Origin of the sequence: Allopusillimonas soli, assembly GCF_004153445.1 — a bacterium.
Classification (GTDB): Bacteria; Pseudomonadota; Gammaproteobacteria; order Burkholderiales; family Burkholderiaceae_B; genus Allopusillimonas; species Allopusillimonas soli.
The window spans coordinates 522606-539249 of the sequence record NZ_SDQC01000002.1; the positions used below are offsets into that span (position 1 = coordinate 522606).

Below are 16644 nucleotides of genomic sequence, written 5' to 3' on the forward strand. Positions count from 1 at the left end.
GGGCGGATTGGATTCAGCCCGCTATTGTAGTGGCGTCGGGACCGTGGCGGCCCAGCTCGCTGCGTTGTGCCAGCATGAGATCGTATAAGGCCTGGGCGGCACTGGACAAGCTGCGTTCGCCGCGGCGTATCAAATAGAGCGAGCGCTTGAGCCCGCTGCCTCGCGCCAGCGGCACAACGCATATATGCGGATGCCGAAACTGGAACAGCGTCATGGACGGCACAAGGCTGATGCCCAGACCCTCTGCCACAAGGCCAGTCACTGTTGCCAGATGATCCACCTCCAGAAAGGTGCCCAGCGCCGAGAACGCTGGATGAACGGCCAGGCTCTGGCGTATGCTGCTTCCCTTGCCCAGCTGAATCATCGCACTGCCTTCCAGCTCCTGTAAATGAATCTGCCGCCGTCCCGCCAAAGGGTGATCTTTCCGGCACACCAAATGAAAGTGATCCTCGCACAGTGCGACGCTCTCCAGCCCGCTCATGTCGCGCCCGCGCGCAGCGACGGCCATGTCCACCGCACCCGTGCGCACCAGCTCAAGGCAAGGCTCGAGCAGCGCGTCGTGCAGGACCAGGGTCACGCCAGGATATTGCCCGCGAAAATGCGCAAAGACGCCCGGAATCCAGCCGGCTGCCAACGAAGGCAGCGCAGCGACCGCGGCACGGCCCTTGCGCAAGGCAACATGATCTCGGATGTCCCGCAGTGCCACGTCCATGTCCTGAAGCAAGCCACGGGCACGTGCCGCAAAGACCATGCCTTCTGGCGTAAGTTCGACCCGACGGGTGCTGCGATCGAAAAGACGCGCACCTGCCATTTCCTCCAGCGACTTGATAAGCGCGCTGAAAGCCGGCTGAGTCTGGTGGCATCGTGCAGCCGCACGGGTGAAGTGCCGTTCTTCGGCCAGGGTCACAAAGGCGCGCAGCTGGCGGGACGTCAAATTCATACAAAAATTACTATCAATAGATAATATATTTCTATTTTACTTATTAATACTACGTTTTTATAGTGGCTGCATCGATTTGCAAGGACGACAGGCATGACGACCCCCAATCTGTCCATAGGATGCGCCAGCGGCTTCTCCGGCGACCGCACCGATGGCGTGAGGCCGGTTATCGATACACTGGTGCGTCATGGTGGACAGGCGTTGATTTACGAAACGCTGGCCGAGCGCACACTGGCGCTGGCCCAGCTTGCCAGAAATCAGGACCCGACGCGCGGCTATGAGCCGCTGCTTGATGAATTGATCCGGCCGGCGCTAGAGCCCTGTCTGCGCCACGGCATCCGTATAGTCGGCAACTTCGGCGCCGCCAACCCGCGCGGCGCGGCCAGCCGCATCCTTCAATTGGCGAGAGAGGCGGGACTGCCCGCACCGCGCGTGGCGGTGCTCTCGGGTGACCAGCTCGACAGTCCCGAGCAGTTGGCCTGTCTGCGATCTCAACTGGACGGGCAACTGGATGGGCTTGAAATCGTCAGCATCAACGCCTATCAAGGTGCGCGGGAAATCGCGCAGGCTCTGTGCGCTGGCGCGGATATAGTGGTTGCCGGCCGTGTAGCCGATCCTTCCCTGACAGTGGGCTGCGCCCTCGCCCATTTTGGCTGGGCGGAAGACGATTGGACACGGCTGGGCCGTGCCACCATCGCTGGCCATCTGCTGGAATGCGGCACGCAAGTCACAGGCGGCTATTTCGCCGTGCCCGGATTGAAGGACGTGCCGGGTATGGACACGCTTGGGTTTCCCATCGCCACGCTGGATGCCGAAGGCACGATCTCGATAGGCAAGGCCGAGGCAACCGGTGGTCTCGTCGATACGCGAACTGTAAAGGAGCAATTGCTGTACGAGGTGCATGACCCCGCAGCCTATCTGACACCGGACGTTGTGGCGGATATCAGCAGTGTGCGCGTCACGCAGGACGGCCCAGACCGCGTAGGCGTCCACGATGTCGGCGGTCATGCACGCACGGACACCCTCAAGGTCAATATCTGCTACCAAGGCGGATGGCTGGCCGAGGCAGGCATTTCCTATGCCGGCGTACAGGCCGAAGCGCGCGCACGGCTCGCGGCCGACACCTTGCGCAAGCGGCTGGGCAATCAGATGCCCCTGCGCTTCGACATTATTGGCGCAACCAGCATCTTCGCCGATGACCATGGCGTGTTTCCCGCTGCGCTGACATGCGGCCAGGCCAAGGACGTCAGGCTGCGCGTCGCCGGTACGCATGCGGATCGCCAGGTCGCCGAACGCGTTCTGCGCGAGGTGACGGCGCTGTATACCTGCGGGCCAGCGGGAGGCGGTGGCGTGCGCACATCCATGAAAGCGAGGCTGGGAAGCATCTCGACGCTGATTCCGCGCGAGCTTGCACCAGCGTCCTGGCATTTCGAAGAGGAGGCCTGAAATGCCCGGTCAACACGATTTTATTCAACTGCCGCTATACCGCCTGGCCCATAGCCGCACCGGGGATAAGGGCAATATTTCCAATATCAGCGTTATTGCATGGACGCCCGCTTGCTATCCGGTGCTGCAATCGCAATTGACTGAGACGGCCGTGAAGGAATGGTTTGCACATCGCCGGCCGACACGCGTGAGACGCTATGACATTCCCACACTGCATGCTCTTAACTTCGTGCTGTGGGACATTCTGGATGGCGGCGTGAACAGCGCGCTGAACCTGGATACGCATGGCAAGGCGCTTTCCTTTTATCTGTTGGAGATGCCTGTCGACGTGCCGCGCGCACTGGCAGGACAGCTCCCTGATATCCCTGTGTGACACTTCCCTATAAACAAGGAGACAACCATGTCCATTACCCGCAGATTCGCCGCGGCGGCCACTCTGGGCCTGCTTCTGGGCACCTCGCTTGCATCGCAGGCTCAGGCCGCAACATGGCCCGACCATCCCATCACCTTTGTGGTGCCCTTTGGCGCGGGAAGCGCCACCGACCAATTCGCGCGCGCCATCGGCCAGGGCGTGACCGAACAGACGGGTCAGCCCGTGGTGGTGGAAAACAAGCCTGGCGCCAGCGCCATGATCGGCGCGGGCGAAGTGGCCAAGGCCGCGGCGGATGGCTACACCATTCTCTTTACAACCAATACATCGCAGGCAGCCAACCCGCATCTATACAAGAAGCTGCCCTATGATCCGGTCAGCGACTTTGCACCGATCACACTGCTGGGCACCGGCGGGCAAATCATGGTGGTCAATCCTTCCTCGCCCGCGCATACGGTGGAAGAATTCATTGCGCTGGCGCGCAAGGAACCTGGCAAACTCACCTTCGGCAGCGGCAGCTCAAGCAGCCGCGTGGCGGGAGAGCTGTTTAAACAGATGGCCGATGTCGATCTGCTTCACGTCCCCTACAAGAGCAATCCGCTGGTAATCACCGATCTGCTGGGCGGCCAGATCGACATGATGATGGCGGACATGGCGACCGGGCTGCCGCAGGTAAAGAGCGGAAAACTTCGGGCGCTGGGCGTCACCACCGAACAGCGGTCTGCGCTCGCCCCGGATGTGCCGACCATCGCCGAAGCCGGCGTGCCAGGTTACAAGATGGGCTATTGGTTTGGTGCCTATGCACCGGCTGGCACACCCGCAGACATCGTATCGCGGTTGCACGATCTGCTGGTCAAGGCCACCACGATGGAAGCGGCGCAGCGTTTCTATTCCCAGACGGGCACCCATCCGGAAACCACCTCGCCTGAAGGCCTGGCTGAATTCCAGAAGGCGGAAACGGAGAAATGGGGCGAAATCATCAAGAAGGCAGGCATACAACCGGCTTGAACCACGCGGGCAGGTATCGCGCCTGCCCCTTACGGCGCCAGCCAAATGAGATAATGGTTTTGCAATTTGGAACCTACGACGGCTTCTTCACCTAATACAATAAGTAGTTTAATGGGGTTTCCGCCGCCCTGCGGCCACCCCACCCCAGGAAGAATCCGGAGAATCCATGGCAGCTGCCCCCTTCGATTACGAAGCCAACCTGCGCGCTTGCGCGCAGGGCGACGAAAAGGCGTTTCAACGACTTTATCATCAAGAAGCGCCGCGCATGCTGGCGCTGGGCCTATCCATGCTGGAGCAGCGCGCAAGCGCAGAGGAATTGCTCCGCGATACGTTCACACTCATTTGGGAAAATGCGGAAAGCTTCGATGAAAGCGCCGGAACTGCCAGGGCGTGGATGTACAGTATCCTGCGCTACCGGGCCCTGAAACGCTTACGGCAGGCGGCTCGCAATCCCATGCTCAACACGCAAGCGACGGAGATTCTGCCAGAGGTGCCTTCTGCCAGCGCCGGGACGCTTCTGAGTGCGCTTGGCCGACTCGATGAAAGCCAGCGTGGGCCCATCATGATGGCCTTCTACAAAGGCTATACATACGAGCAGATCGGCGTGCGCCTGAAAGTCCCCGCCAGCCAGCTCAAGACCCGCGTGCAAGTGGGCCTGAGCCTGCTCAGGGAGCTGCGGCAAGCATGAATCGACAAGTCCTTTCAAGCCATAATATCCTCATCGCCGAATACACGCTGGGCCTGCTGGACAGGCACGACATGGCGCGCGCCCACCAATTACTCGGTCACGACGATGCCGCCGTCGCAGCAGCACTTGAGTGGGAACAAAGCTTGCTCGAACTCACAGACCTGCTCGCGCCCGTCGATCCGTCTCCCCTACTGCTTCAGCGCATTCAAACAGCGCTCGGACACGACACCACACCCTCTGCCGCGAGCCTGTTCCGCCAGCCCTCCAGTCTCCAGTCGAGAGACCCGGCCCTGGAAGCACGACAGGATGAAGCTGGCACAGAGAAATCCCAGGCTGGGCAGACGATGGGTGCGGCACCCCGTGCAATGCAACCGCGCCTGCCCGCTGGTGGTAAGGCTGACGGCGCGGCTTCCCATAGTGCCGCGATGCCGTCTCCAATATCGCCAGGGCAAACGCCGACGCCTTCCACTCACACCGGCACCGAAAAGCCGGCTGCGGTCAAGAGCAGCAGCGACACCGCTCCCCGGCACCAGGAAGCGCCAACGGCAAACCCAGAAGCCGACGGCGCGGCATCTCCTGGACACGATGCGCCCGCACCTCGGATTGCATCCGTAACCCAATTGGCCTCGGCACGCGCCGCGTCGGCCGATATGGCTGCACGCAGCCACAATGTGGAACACACGATAGGCAGCCTGGAGCCGACGGTCTCGGCGCCCATCAGGCGTGAACCGTCCTCCATCCAGCCCCGGCCGACGTCGACACGGCCTGCCGAGCCAACCAGGCCCGCCCCAGGCCTGCGCCAGGCATCCCCTCCCTCTTCCCCATCGCCGCGAAAGGACGACAGCGCCACGGCAATGCGCGGCACACCCGTTTCATCACCAGTGCCGCCATCCTCATCCAGCGCATCCAGAGCCACATCGGGCGCCTCGTTCGCCCCGGCAGATATTGGTGCGGGTGCCAGGCCGAGCACGGCAACCCCGACCTCTCCTGCCGGTGAAATGTCCTCCACCAGCCCGCTGCCGCCATCCTCGCGGAGCATGCTGGGTAGTGTCTGGCTATGGAGGGTTACCACACTGGTGTTTGCCGCAATTGCGCTGGCTTTGGCCTTGTTGCCTTCCCAGCCAGCCAAACCGCCCATCAATGTGGTCAAGGTGGCGCCAACACGGGCTGCGATTCTGCAGGCGCCTGGCCAGAGTTCCACGCCAGGCTGGATAGTCACCTTCGATCCTCAGGGCAATGTGCGCATGGCACCGCAGGTGCACAGCGATGTGCCCGCCGATTCATCCGTGCAGCTTTGGACTCACAATGAAACGCTGCCTCAGCCGCGGTCTTTGGGCCTGATAGACCCCAACGAGCCGGTTACGATCCCGGCCAATCTGATGGGCCAACCTGGGAAATCGCAATTCTTCGAAATGACACTGGAGCCTCAGGGCGGGTCGGCCAGCCCCAGTGGGCCGGTGCTGTTCATTGGCCGTGTTGTCACCTTCGGTCAGGCTGCACAGGCGGACGCGGCTGCTACGCCGCCGACAAGCCAGCCTGCCTCCTAGCATCTTCCTGCAGCGCCCGGAGCTCGTCCTCGGTAAAGCCGGCCGCCCGGCGCGCCTCGAGATTGAAGGGACCGCGCAGGCGGGGCGCCTTGTAGCGATGCGCCATTTCCTGGAACTGTGAAACCGGATCCAGCCCTCGCAGCGCACACAGGTAGCGATACCAGCGGTTGCCTATGCCCACATGGCCGATTTCGTCGGCAAGAATGACATCCAGTATGGCCGCGCCCGCCTCATCCCCCGCTCGTGCCAACTTTTCACGCACCACCGGTGAAGCATCCAAGCCGCGCGCCTCCAGCGTGCGCGGCACCAGCGCCAGGCGCGCCAGCACATCATCCCGTGTGCGCTCGGCCATTTCCCATAGGCCGTCATGCGCAGGCAGATCGCCGTAGCGCATGTCCAGTGTGCTCAGATGCTCGCACAACAACTGAAAATGGAGGCCTTCTTCACGCGCAACACGCGCCCAGTCTCGATAGAACGCATCAGGCATGCCCGGAAAGCGCCAGATAATATCGAGTGCAAGATTGATGGCATTGAATTCGATGTGCGCCAGTGAATGAATGAGCGCTGCCCGCCCCTCCCGCGATCCGGCACCGCGCTGTCTGACCCGCTGCGGAGCCACAAGCTCGGGGCGTGCGGGACGCCCAGGAATGCGCGGCGGTGCGCATAACATCACATCGGGCTGCAGCGCAATGTCATCGGTCAGCGCACGGGCCGCGGCGGCCTTGCGCACCGGGTCGCACAGCAACAATGCGTCAAGGGCCTGGTCGCGAAGCAAAAGTGCCTAGCCTCAGAAAAGCTGCGCCTCGTCCGGCCCGCCAGCCGTATCCTTGAGCACGGCACCCAGCATGTCGCGCACCGAGGCCAGGTCGCTGCGCAGGGCTTGCAACTCCGCACCCGAAAGACGAACGGCCGCATCCTGGTCGTGTGGCACGTCATGGTTGTCGCCCAGGCGGTTGCGCGCACCGCTGATGGTGAACCCTTGCTCGTAAAGCAGGTCGCGGATGCGGCGGATCAGCAGTACCTCGTGATGCTGATAATACCGACGATTGCCTCGGCGCTTGACGGGCTTGAGTTGCGTGAATTCCTGCTCCCAGTACCGCAGCACATGCGGCTTGACGCAGCAGAGATCGCTGACTTCGCCGATGGTGAAATACCGCTTGGCGGGGATGGGCGGTAAGGTGACTGGTTTATCGCTTGTACTCATGAGCGCATTGTAAGCCGGTTAGGAGTCTGCGGATTCTCTTTCGGGATCGGGGCGCGGTAATGCCGGAGGCGTATCCCGTCGGAACTTATTCAGCGTTGGCCGCTGGCCGGCCAGCGGTCTCGACCAAGGTCTTGAGTTTCTGGCTGGCATGGAAAGTCACAACCCGGCGGGCCGCGATGGGAATGATCTCGCCCGTCTTGGGATTGCGGCCCGGACGAGGCGGTTTGTCTCTAACCTGGAAATTGCCAAAGCCCGATAGCTTCACTTCGACACCGCGTGCCAGCGACTCGCGAATTTCCTCGAAGAAAGTATCAACGATATCCTTGGCCTCCCGCTTGTTGAGCCCCACGCGATCAAAAAGCAGTTCGGCAAGCTCTGCCTTGGTGAGAGTACGGTCGGGTTTCATGATGCGATGTGCTCCTCATGCACGCAGGCGTACGCCATGGGCGGACACCAGTGCCTCCAACAGACTGGCCATGCAATGCTCGACCGTTGCATCATCGAGCGTTGCATCCCGCCCTTGCAGGCGGAAACGGAAAGCCATGCTTTTTTCGTTTGTCTGCGCGGTCTTGTCGCGCCATACATCGAATAGTTTAATGTCTTTGACGACCCCAAGGGTATCATCAGATTGTATGCTTTGCGTAACTGTATCCAACAAATCACGATAGCTTACTTCTGGCTTGACCCAAATGGCCAGATCGCGCAGCACCACAGGCTGACGCGACAACTCGCCCGGAGCGGGAAGCGCGCTTTCGGAGATGGCTTGCATATCCACCTCAAAAACCACCGGTGCGTGTGCCAGATCGCACAACTGCGCCCATTTCGGATGCACCTCTCCGATGCAGCCTATGGTGCGCCCATGCAACTCCAGCCGCGCGCTGCGCCCTGGATGCAAGGCGGGATGAGGCGCGGGAATGCATGTCAATGCTTCGGCGTTCTTGCCCAGCAGGCTTTCCAGATCTTTCTTGACGTCGTAAAAGTCCACCAGGCGAGCCGGCTCGGCCCACTGCTCTTCAAGTGCGGGGCCCCATGCCGCGCCTGCGAGGCGCACAGGCTGGCTTACCCCGGCCACGTTCAGCTCGCCATCGTCTACCGCTGAATCGCGCAGAAAGACCCGGCCCAGCTCGAACACTCGCACTCTGCTCTGCTTGCGATTGGCATTGTGCACGATATTGGCAAGCAAGCCGCCGATAAGGCTGGAGCGCATGACCGCCAACTGGCTGGCTATCGGGTTCAGCAGGCGGATAGGCTCGTCGTTGCCTGCGTAATGGCGTTCCCAGTCCTCCTCCACAAAAGCGAAGTTGATGACCTCTTGGTAGTCCAGCGCCGCCATCCGGGCCCGCAGCGCATGCGGCCCGACCTTGCTTTCCGTCTCAATCAGCATATTGGCTGGTGCCACCGGTGCAATATCGGGAATCCGCTCGAAGCCATGAATGCGCGCCACCTCTTCGATGAGATCCTCTTCGATGAAAAGATCAAACCGGTACGATGGAGGCGTCACGACAAATGTGTCGCCGTCCAGCTCGAAAGGCAGGCCCAACCGGCCAAAGACGTTCGCAACCTCATCGTGCGATAGATCGATGCCCAACACCTTGCGGCAGCGTGCCAGCCGCATGCGCACGGGCTTGCGGTCTGGCACGCCGATAACCTGGTCATCCACGGGTCCCGCCTGGCCACCGCAGATGTCGAGCAGCAGCCGGGTCATGTACTCGAGATGTTCAGGAATGGAGGAAAAGTCGACGCCGCGCTCGAATCGATGACTCGCTTCAGAACTAAACTTATAACGCCGCGCGCGGCCCATGATAGCCTCGGGAAACCAGAACGCGGCTTCCACGTAGATATCGGTGGTGCCCAGTGTGACCGCGCTGGCATCCCCCCCCATGATGCCAGCCATGCTTTCGATCTGCCCGCCAGCGGTGATGATCCCCACGTCGGGTTCGAGCGTTACTGTCTGGCCATTCAACAAGGCCAGCTGCTCGCCCTGCCGCGCCCAACGAACCGTCAGGCCATCGGCAATGCGATTCAGATCAAACACATGCGTGGGGCGTCCCAGTTCGAGCATCACGTAGTTGGAGATATCGACCAATGCGGAAATGGATCGCTGGCCCGCGCGCTCCAGCCGCGATTTCATCCAGGCCGGCGTTGCCGCCCTGGCATTGACGCCGCGTACGATGCGGCCCGCAAATCGGCCGCATAGATCAGGGGCTTGCACCTGCACCGACAGACAATCATCCAGCGTAACAGGCACCGGGTCGAAAGACGGCTTTGCAAGCGGTGCGCCCGTCAGAGCGCTGACCTCGCGAGCCACCCCCAGGATGGATAGGCAATCAGCACGGTTGGGCGTCAGTTTGAGCGTAAACAGTGTGTCGTCCAGATCGAGCGCCTCGCGCAGATTCTGGCCAACCACAGCGTCGTCATCCAGCACGAGCAATCCGGCGTGATCCTGCGACAAGCCAAGCTCCCGTGCCGAACACAGCATGCCGTACGACGCCTCGCCACGCATTTTTGCCTTGCCTATAGTCATGCCACCGGGCAGCTGTGCGCCTACGCGTGCCAGCGGCACCTTGATACCCTCTGCCGCGTTGGGCGCGCCGCACACAATCTGCAAAGGCTCGCCTGAACCGTCATCCACCCGGCATATGCGAAGCTTGTCTGCATTCGGATGCGGAGCGATGGCCAGAATCCGCGCTATCACCACACCGGAAAACGGTGGCGCAGCCGGCTGGGTCTCCTCGACTTCCAGGCCCGCCATGGTAAGGCGGTGCGACAGACTCTGAGTATCGATATCTGGATTGGCGTAGGCGCGTAGCCAGGACTCTGGGAATTGCATGATCCGCTCGTGATAATTGTGGGAGGGAGGCGTTCAGCGATTGAACTGGCGCAGAAAGCGCAGATCGCCTTCGAAAAACTGGCGCAGATCGTTGACGCCGTAACGCAGCATGGTCAACCGCTCGAGCCCAGACCCAAAAGCAAAGCCAATATAGCGTTCGGGATCCAATCCGAAATTGCGCACGACTTCCGGGTGCACTTGGCCCGAGCCGGATATTTCCAGCCAACGTCCCTGGTTGGGCCCGCGCGTGAACATCATGTCGATCTCGGCGGAAGGCTCTGTGAACGGAAAAAATGAAGGACGAAATCTGACGGAGAGCGCATCGGTTTCAAAGAAAGCGCGCAGAAAGGCGGTATAGACGCCCTTGAGATCCGCAAAGGAGATGTCTTCGGCGATCCACAACCCCTCCACCTGATGGAACATGGGCGAATGCGTGGCATCGCTGTCAACCCGGTAGGTGCGCCCGGGCGCAATGACTTTGATGGGCGGCGTGTGCATCCGGGCATAGCGCACCTGCATGGGGCTGGTGTGCGTGCGCAGCAGCAGGGGAAGGCCCTGCGCATCCTGCATGTCGACGTAGAAAGTGTCCTGCATCGACCGCGCGGGATGGTTCTCGGGGTTGTTCAGTGCCGTGAAATTCGTCCAGTCGTTTTCGATTTCGGGGCCGTCTGCGACATCAAACCCGATGGAGCGGAAAATTGCTTCGACGCGCTGCCAGGTCTGAATGACCGGATGGATGCCGCCAAATCCCCTGCCGCGCCCAGGCAGCGTGACATCAATGGTTTCCTGCGCCAACCTTCTGTCGAGCTCGGCCTGAGCCAGCGCCGCGCGGCGCTCGTTCAGCAATACCTCGATATCGCGCTTGATCTGGTTGATGCGCGCGCCCTCTTCTTTTTTCCGGGCGGGATCGAGCTGGGCAAGGCCCTTGAGCAGCGTCGTCAGCGCGCCCTGTTTGCCTAGAAATCGGGCCTTGGCGTTTTCAAGTGCGGCGGCATCGCCTGCCTGTGCAAAGAGTTCCCTGGCCTGGACAATCAGGTCATCAGCCGAATCAGTCATTGTGTCGAAAGTCCAAAAGCAAACGGAGCCCGACAAAGGCCCCGTTCGCATGTAACAACAGAAGATGCCGGCCGAATTACGAAGCCAGTGCGTTCCGGGCCTGTGCCACGACCGCGGCAAAGCCGGCCTTGTCGTTGACGGCCATGTCGGCCAGAACCTTGCGGTCCAGCTCGATGGCGGCCTTCTTGGTGCCGGCAATGAACTGGCTGTAGGTCATGCCGAGCTCACGGCAACCCGCGTTGATACGGGTTATCCACAAAGCGCGGAAAGTGCGCTTCTTGTTGCGGCGATCGCGGTAGGCGTATTGCCCGGCGCGCATGACGGCTTGTTTGGCAATGCGAAAGACGTTACCGCGACGACCGCGGTAGCCTTTGGCTGCATTGATGACTTTCTTGTGACGGGCGCGGGCGGTAACACCGCGTTTTACGCGTGGCATGGTAAGGTTTCTCCAGTAATCAAGCGAAAGGCATCATTGCCTTGACCGAGGCGACGTCCGAATCGTGGACGGCCGTTGAACCGCGCAGATGGCGCTTGTTCTTTGTGGTCTTTTTGGTAAGGATGTGGCGCTTGAACGCCTGGCCCCGCTTGATGGAACCGCTACCGCGAACCTTAAAGCGCTTGGAGGCGCCTTTCTTGGTTTTCATCTTAGGCATGATGCAAAGCTCATTGATTTATGCATGACAGGTGGCCCCGGCCTCCCGGATGCGCTTGCTTGACCTTGCCATTCACTTATTGGCGTTTTCATGGAAGCCGCGAAAAGTTGCTGCCAGCCAGAAAAGCCCTTGATTATAGAGTGATTTTATGGATTTTGTCCACCTGCATCGGCATCCAGGCATTGCCAGGCCGCACCGCCTCCAGACTCGATTGGCGGGAATACACGCCATGCCGATGTAGGGCTTAGCGGGGCCTGTCGCCCTTGAGCGTGATCCGATACATCAAGCGCCTGAACCCATGATAGTCGTTGACGGGATTGTGCATGGTGCAGCGGTTGTCCCAAAATGCGATGGCGTGCCGCGTCCAGGAAAACCGGCACGTGAACTCCGGCCTGATCTGGTGCCTGAACAGATACGCCAGTATCGGCGCTGACTCCTCATCAGTCATGCCCTTGATGCCGGCCGTGTGGGCAATATTCACGTACAAGCTCTTGCGCCCGGTCTCGGGATGCGTACGCACGATGGGGTGTTCGGCGACGTAGTCTTCGCTCGCCCCCTGCTTGCCGTCCGTTCTGATGCGATCCTCACGCGTACGCGACACATCCGCCTTGGCCGACGTGCTGATGCCGACCAGTCCGTCCAGCATGCCTTTCATCGTGTCGGACAGCGTTTCATAGGCGAGATACATATTGGCAAACAACGTATCGCCGCCATACGGCGGGACTTCGCGGGCCAGAAGCATGGAACCCATGGGAGGAATCTCGAGATAGGTCGTGTCGGAATGCCAGACTCCCCCGAAATTGACCTTCTCGTGCTCCAGCTTCTTAACCTCTATGATCTGAGGAAATGTATCCAGGCCCTTGACAAAGGGATACTCGATCGGCTCCCCCATGGCCCGCGCAAAATCCAGGAAGCGCTCGGGCGTAATGTCCTGGTCGCGCAGGAAAATAACCTGATGGTCAAGCAGTGCCTGACGTGCCTCGGCGGCCTGCGCCGCGCTCATTCCCCCGGACAGGTCGACGCCAGTGATTTCGGCGCCCAGGGCGCCGGCGATTTTCCGTATCTCCATCGCATTTCTCCAGACTGGCGCACGCTTCCTGCGGCATCCATGCCGACCAGGTGCCCGCTGCGCCTCTACAACGTGATTTTTTCCATGCAGGCAAGCAGTTGGTCCGCAATCCGACCCGCATTCTGTTCCACCCGCTGGTTCGGTCCCGCAACAGCCACACCCAAGGCCATGGCACCCCGCACAAGCGGGGCGGCAATGGCCATGACGTCCACCACATTCTCGCCGCGCGTAATGGTATATCCGCGCTGCCTGCTGGCCTCCAGGTCTGCACGCAGACGCTCGGCATCGACGAGCGTATGGGGCGTAGCCTGCTCAAGCGCATGGCCGGCCAGCCACGCCTCGCGCTGCTTCTCGGGCATGGACATCAGCATGACCTTGCCGATGGAACTCGAGTGCAGCGGTTTGAAGTCGCCCACCCGCGATGAATAGCGTATGGTCTGGCCGCTCTCCACAACCAGCAGGTACAGCACACGATCATCCTGCCGCGTGCCCAGGATGACTGTCTCGTTGGTTTGATCGCGCAACGCGGTGAGCGCAGGCAGGCACCGCGTGGCAACCGGATCGTTGGCGTTGATCTCCCGGGCGGCGTCCCAGAGCCAGCGTGTGGGATAGGATTCCCGCCCCGATAAAAAGTACAGAAGCCCGTACTGCTCCAACGAGCGCACGACGCTGTGGCAGGTGGACAGAGGAATGTTCGCCAACTGCGAAATCTCCGACAGGGAAAGCGGGCGCTTGGCTGTGCGGAACGCGTCAAGTATATCGAAGGGGCGCAAGGCGGAACGACTGAGGGTAGCCATTGAGCTTTCTCTATAAATTCATTATATGGAATTTTTAAACGTATATATTCAATATAAAGAAAGAAATGTTTGCCTGTCAAGAAAAAGCCAACCCGGCGAGAAAAGACGCAAGGGCAGGCAACACAGGATTGCCATGGCCATAATTCTCAGTTTAAAATAAATATCATAAAAATTTCCATATACGGAAAAAGGAGACAAACATGGCGTTGAGCAAATGCTTGCTGGTGGCTGCGGCCGTAAGTGCCGGAATGACGGCGTCAATGAATGCAGACGCCATTACGCTGAAGCTGGCGCACCAATGGCCACAGGCGGAATCCGACTACGTAATCGCAACTGCCATCAAGTTCGCCCAGGAAGTGGAAAAGAAATCCAATGGCGACATCAAGATCCAGTTCTTCCCCGCTGAATCCCTCGTCAAGGCCAGCAATACCCACACCGCCCTCAAGAATGGCACCGTGGACCTTTCCATCTATCCGTATATCTATGCGGCGGGCGCCATTCCCGAAATGAACCTGGTCCTCATGCCGGGCATTTGGAAATCCCATGACGACGTCTTCAGATTCCGTAATACGGAGCCATGGAAAAAGATCGAAGCCAAGGCGGAGGCATACGGCTTCAAGACCTTGTGCTGGATACAGATATCCGGCGGCGTTGCATCGACCGGAAAGCCCATCGACTCCGATGCCGATGTGGCGGGCGAAAAGGTACGGGCGGCGGGCAAATACATGTCGTATGCGCTGCAGCAGGCCAAGGCAAGCACCGTGTCCATGCCTTCCTCGGAAAACTACAACGCCATGCAGATGGGCCTTCTGGACGCTGTCTGGACCTCGTCCAGCTCCTTTGGTGCCTATCGTCTCTATGAAGTCAGCAAGTACTACGTGTCGCCTGAAAAATACAGCATCTACTACACCATCGATCCGATTGCGATCAGCATGAAGACCTGGAAAAAGTTGACCCCGGAGCAACAGCAGATTCTGGCCGAAGTCGGCAAAAGCCTGGAGGAAAGCGCACTTGAGGGTGCCCGCAAGGAAGACTCCCGGGTTGCCGCCCTTTTTGCCAGTCATGGCGTAAAAGTCTCTCAGATGTCTCTGGAAAGTTGGAACAAGTGGCATGCACTGTTCGAGCAGCATGCCTTTCCCAAGTTCAAGAAAGACAATCCCTCAAGCGCCGACCTGCTCGATGAAATGCTGGCGCTCTACAAATAAATGACGCAGGCAGCGTCCAGACCCACAAAGCGCCGGCGGCCGCTTGACGCCCTGATCACCCTCTCAGGCCTGTCAGCGGGCCTGGCGACATTCCTGATAGGCCTCTTCGTTGCCTACGATGTCGTCGCGCGCACCGTGTTTCTGATGACCAACTCCTGGGTCACGGAGATTACAACCTATCTCATGGGCTACATCACCTTCGTCGGCGCCGCCTTCGCGCTCAGGGAAGGGTCGCACGTCAGCGTGGACCTGCTGGTCTGCCGGGCACCGCCTCGCGCAAGACGCGTCATGATGTGGCTGGCCGACGCCATCATGGTGCTTGTGGTGGCGACACTGGCTTGGCTGAGCTTCGGGTTTTTCATGGAAGCCTGGGACAGCCAGGAAATGTCCGATACCCTGCTGTCCGTTCGATTATGGAAACCCTACCTGGTATTTTTCATCGGCATGGCCTGGCTGCTCCTGGTGTTGATTCTCCAGATTGGCGAACGCAGGCTGACCAACAAGCAGGGCTCGCATGATTGAACTGTGGATCGGACTGGCAATGTTTGGCGCGCTGCTGGCCGCACTGCTGATTGGCATTCCGGTCGCCTTTTCTCTCATGGCGGTTGGCATTGGCGCCATTACCATTCTGGGCGGCGGCGTGGACGCTCTGGGCCTGGTTGCGCCTACGCTATGGTCGTCTGTGACAAGCTTCACGCTGACGGCAGTGCCGCTTTTCATCCTGATGGGTGCCATTATTTCCGCGTCAGGCATGGGCGCGCGCCTGTATGGCGCACTAGCCACCTTGATGCATGGCGTGCCAGGAGGGCTGTCGGTCGCCACGACGCTGGCCTGCACCATCATGGCCGCGGTGTCAGGGTCCAGCGTCGCTACAGCAGGCGCTATTGGCCGCTTTTCGGTGCTTGAAATGCGCCGTTTTGGCTATCGCGATGAAGTCGCCTGCGGCGCGGTGGCAGCGGGCGGCACGCTGGGTATCCTGATCCCTCCCAGCATTCCGCTGATCGTCTACGGCATTATTGCCCAAGAGTCCATAGGTGCGTTGTTCATCGCCGGCATCATCCCAGGCATCATCATGGCCCTCAGCTTCATTGGCTACCAGGTATGGATCGCACGTAGCGAACAGGCGCGCGCGCCCGCCCGCGACAGCGAGCGCGTATCAACCAGGGAACGGTTGATGGCGCTCAAACACATAGTGCCGGTCGCCATCCTGATCTGGGTCATCCTGGGCACAATCTACCAGGGCATCGCCACACCCACCGAAGCTGCGGCCCTCGGCGTCCTGGCCAGTCTTGTGCTGTCAGGCGCCATATACCGCGAATTGACACGCGAGAAGCTTGTCCTGATCCTTAGGGAGACGGCCAAGGGCAGCGTGATGGTTCTCATGATCATTGCCGGCGCCATGTTGTTTGGCTATGCCATGACAACCAGCAGCGTGGCGCCCACCATATCCCGCGTCGTTGCTGAATTGGACGTCCCCGCCTGGGCAGCATTCATCACCATCAATCTGCTGCTGATCTTCCTGGGCTGTTTCATGGAAACCCTGTCGATCATCGTTATCACCGCCCCCATCCTGATTCCCATTATCGTCGCCATGGGCTGGGATCCCATCTGGTTCGGCATCATCATGGTCATCAATATGGAAATGGCGCTTATCACGCCGCCGGTCGGGTTGAACTTGTTCGTGGTCCAGGGCGTGGTTGAAGACGTTCCGCTTACGCGCATCATTGCCGGCACGCTGCCCTATGTCATCATCATGGCAGCCGTGCTGCTGCTCGTGGGCGTGTTTCCCGACCTGGCCACCTATCTGCCCCAGCATATCAGATAGCAATCG

The 16644-nt window shown here is 60.2% G+C and carries 19 protein-coding genes; 8 read left to right on the forward strand and 11 right to left on the reverse strand.

Translation table 11 applies throughout. The features are described 5' to 3' along the window. Positions 1-13 precede the first annotated feature (13 nt). Complete coding sequence (locus ERD78_RS08245) at positions 14-940, reverse strand: LysR family transcriptional regulator (protein WP_129968788.1); 927 nt, start codon at positions 938-940, stop codon at positions 14-16. 93 nt (positions 941-1033) lie between these two features. Between ERD78_RS08245 and ERD78_RS08250 the strand changes: the two genes are divergently transcribed. The 4 genes from ERD78_RS08250 (at position 1034) to ERD78_RS08265 (ending at position 4452) form a co-directional block, all read left to right on the forward strand. Beyond that, the gene (locus ERD78_RS08250) at positions 1034-2386 is read left to right on the forward strand and encodes an acyclic terpene utilization AtuA family protein (protein WP_129968789.1); all 1353 of its coding nucleotides are present in this window, start codon (positions 1034-1036) and stop codon (positions 2384-2386) included. Between the two features lies 1 nt (position 2387). Continuing rightward, entirely contained in the window at positions 2388-2759 is a 372-nt protein-coding gene (locus tag ERD78_RS08255; protein WP_129968790.1) for an AtuA-related protein, read from the forward strand. Positions 2760-2786: 27 nt separating this feature from the next. Further along, positions 2787-3764 carry a Bug family tripartite tricarboxylate transporter substrate binding protein gene (locus ERD78_RS08260; RefSeq protein ID WP_129968791.1) on the forward strand — a complete coding sequence of 326 codons (978 nt, stop codon included), beginning with the start codon at positions 2787-2789 and terminating at the stop codon, positions 3762-3764. 166 nt (positions 3765-3930) lie between these two features. Continuing rightward, the gene (locus tag ERD78_RS08265) at positions 3931-4452 is read left to right on the forward strand and encodes a sigma-70 family RNA polymerase sigma factor (RefSeq protein WP_129968792.1); all 522 of its coding nucleotides are present in this window, start codon (positions 3931-3933) and stop codon (positions 4450-4452) included. Between the two features lie 469 nt (positions 4453-4921). On the opposite strand, the gene ERD78_RS19760 is transcribed toward ERD78_RS08265, so the two are convergent. Beyond that, complete coding sequence (locus tag ERD78_RS19760) at positions 4922-5491, reverse strand: hypothetical protein (protein ID WP_167668883.1); 570 nt, start codon at positions 5489-5491, stop codon at positions 4922-4924. On the opposite strand from ERD78_RS19760, the gene ERD78_RS19765 reads away from it, so the two are divergent. Then, complete coding sequence (locus ERD78_RS19765) at positions 5490-5999, forward strand: anti-sigma factor domain-containing protein (protein WP_167668884.1); 510 nt, start codon at positions 5490-5492, stop codon at positions 5997-5999. The two genes, ERD78_RS19760 and ERD78_RS19765, sit on opposite strands and share 2 nt — an antisense overlap. On the opposite strand, the gene ERD78_RS08275 is transcribed toward ERD78_RS19765, so the two are convergent. From ERD78_RS08275 to ERD78_RS08315, 9 genes are all read right to left on the reverse strand, one after another. Then, positions 5968-6774, reverse strand: coding sequence for a ferritin-like domain-containing protein (locus ERD78_RS08275; RefSeq protein ID WP_129968794.1), 807 nt, complete (start codon positions 6772-6774; stop codon positions 5968-5970). The genes ERD78_RS19765 and ERD78_RS08275 overlap by 32 nt on opposite strands. Before the next feature lie 12 nt (positions 6775-6786). Further along, a complete protein-coding gene (locus tag ERD78_RS08280) occupies positions 6787-7203 on the reverse strand; it encodes a MerR family transcriptional regulator (protein ID WP_129968795.1) in 417 nt (138 codons plus the stop codon). An 85-nt stretch (positions 7204-7288) separates the two neighbouring features. Beyond that, complete coding sequence (locus tag ERD78_RS08285; protein ID WP_180029197.1) at positions 7289-7609, reverse strand: integration host factor subunit alpha; 321 nt, start codon at positions 7607-7609, stop codon at positions 7289-7291. A 15-nt stretch (positions 7610-7624) separates the two neighbouring features. Further along, on the reverse strand, positions 7625-10033 hold the full coding sequence (gene pheT / locus ERD78_RS08290; protein ID WP_129968797.1) for a phenylalanine--tRNA ligase subunit beta: 2409 nt from the start codon (positions 10031-10033) through the stop codon (positions 7625-7627). A gap of 33 nt (positions 10034-10066) precedes the next feature. Then, on the reverse strand, positions 10067-11089 hold the full coding sequence (gene pheS / locus ERD78_RS08295; protein WP_129968798.1) for a phenylalanine--tRNA ligase subunit alpha: 1023 nt from the start codon (positions 11087-11089) through the stop codon (positions 10067-10069). Between the two features lie 76 nt (positions 11090-11165). Then, a complete protein-coding gene (rplT, locus tag ERD78_RS08300) occupies positions 11166-11525 on the reverse strand; it encodes a 50S ribosomal protein L20 (RefSeq protein WP_129968799.1) in 360 nt (119 codons plus the stop codon). A gap of 19 nt (positions 11526-11544) precedes the next feature. Further along, positions 11545-11742: a 50S ribosomal protein L35 gene (gene rpmI, locus ERD78_RS08305; RefSeq protein WP_129968800.1), complete on the reverse strand. Its 198-nt coding sequence runs from the start codon at positions 11740-11742 to the stop codon at positions 11545-11547. Positions 11743-11986: 244 nt separating this feature from the next. Then, a complete protein-coding gene (locus ERD78_RS08310) occupies positions 11987-12811 on the reverse strand; it encodes a TauD/TfdA dioxygenase family protein (RefSeq protein ID WP_129968801.1) in 825 nt (274 codons plus the stop codon). Positions 12812-12876: 65 nt separating this feature from the next. Next, the gene (locus ERD78_RS08315) at positions 12877-13608 is read right to left on the reverse strand and encodes an IclR family transcriptional regulator (protein WP_129968802.1); all 732 of its coding nucleotides are present in this window, start codon (positions 13606-13608) and stop codon (positions 12877-12879) included. A 200-nt stretch (positions 13609-13808) separates the two neighbouring features. Here ERD78_RS08315 and dctP point away from each other — a divergent pair, with 200 nt between their 5' ends. The 3 genes from dctP to ERD78_RS08330 are packed head-to-tail and all read left to right on the forward strand — an operon-like array spanning position 13809 to position 16638. Next, on the forward strand, positions 13809-14813 hold the full coding sequence (dctP, locus tag ERD78_RS08320) for a TRAP transporter substrate-binding protein DctP (protein ID WP_129968803.1): 1005 nt from the start codon (positions 13809-13811) through the stop codon (positions 14811-14813). Beyond that, positions 14814-15335 carry a TRAP transporter small permease subunit gene (locus ERD78_RS08325; protein ID WP_129968804.1) on the forward strand — a complete coding sequence of 174 codons (522 nt, stop codon included), beginning with the start codon at positions 14814-14816 and terminating at the stop codon, positions 15333-15335. It abuts the gene before it with no gap. Then, positions 15328-16638 (forward strand): TRAP transporter large permease, encoded by a 1311-nt coding sequence (locus ERD78_RS08330; protein WP_129968805.1) that lies wholly within the window; start codon positions 15328-15330, stop codon positions 16636-16638. Before ERD78_RS08325 ends, ERD78_RS08330 begins: the two co-directional genes overlap by 8 nt. Positions 16639-16644 lie beyond the last annotated feature (6 nt).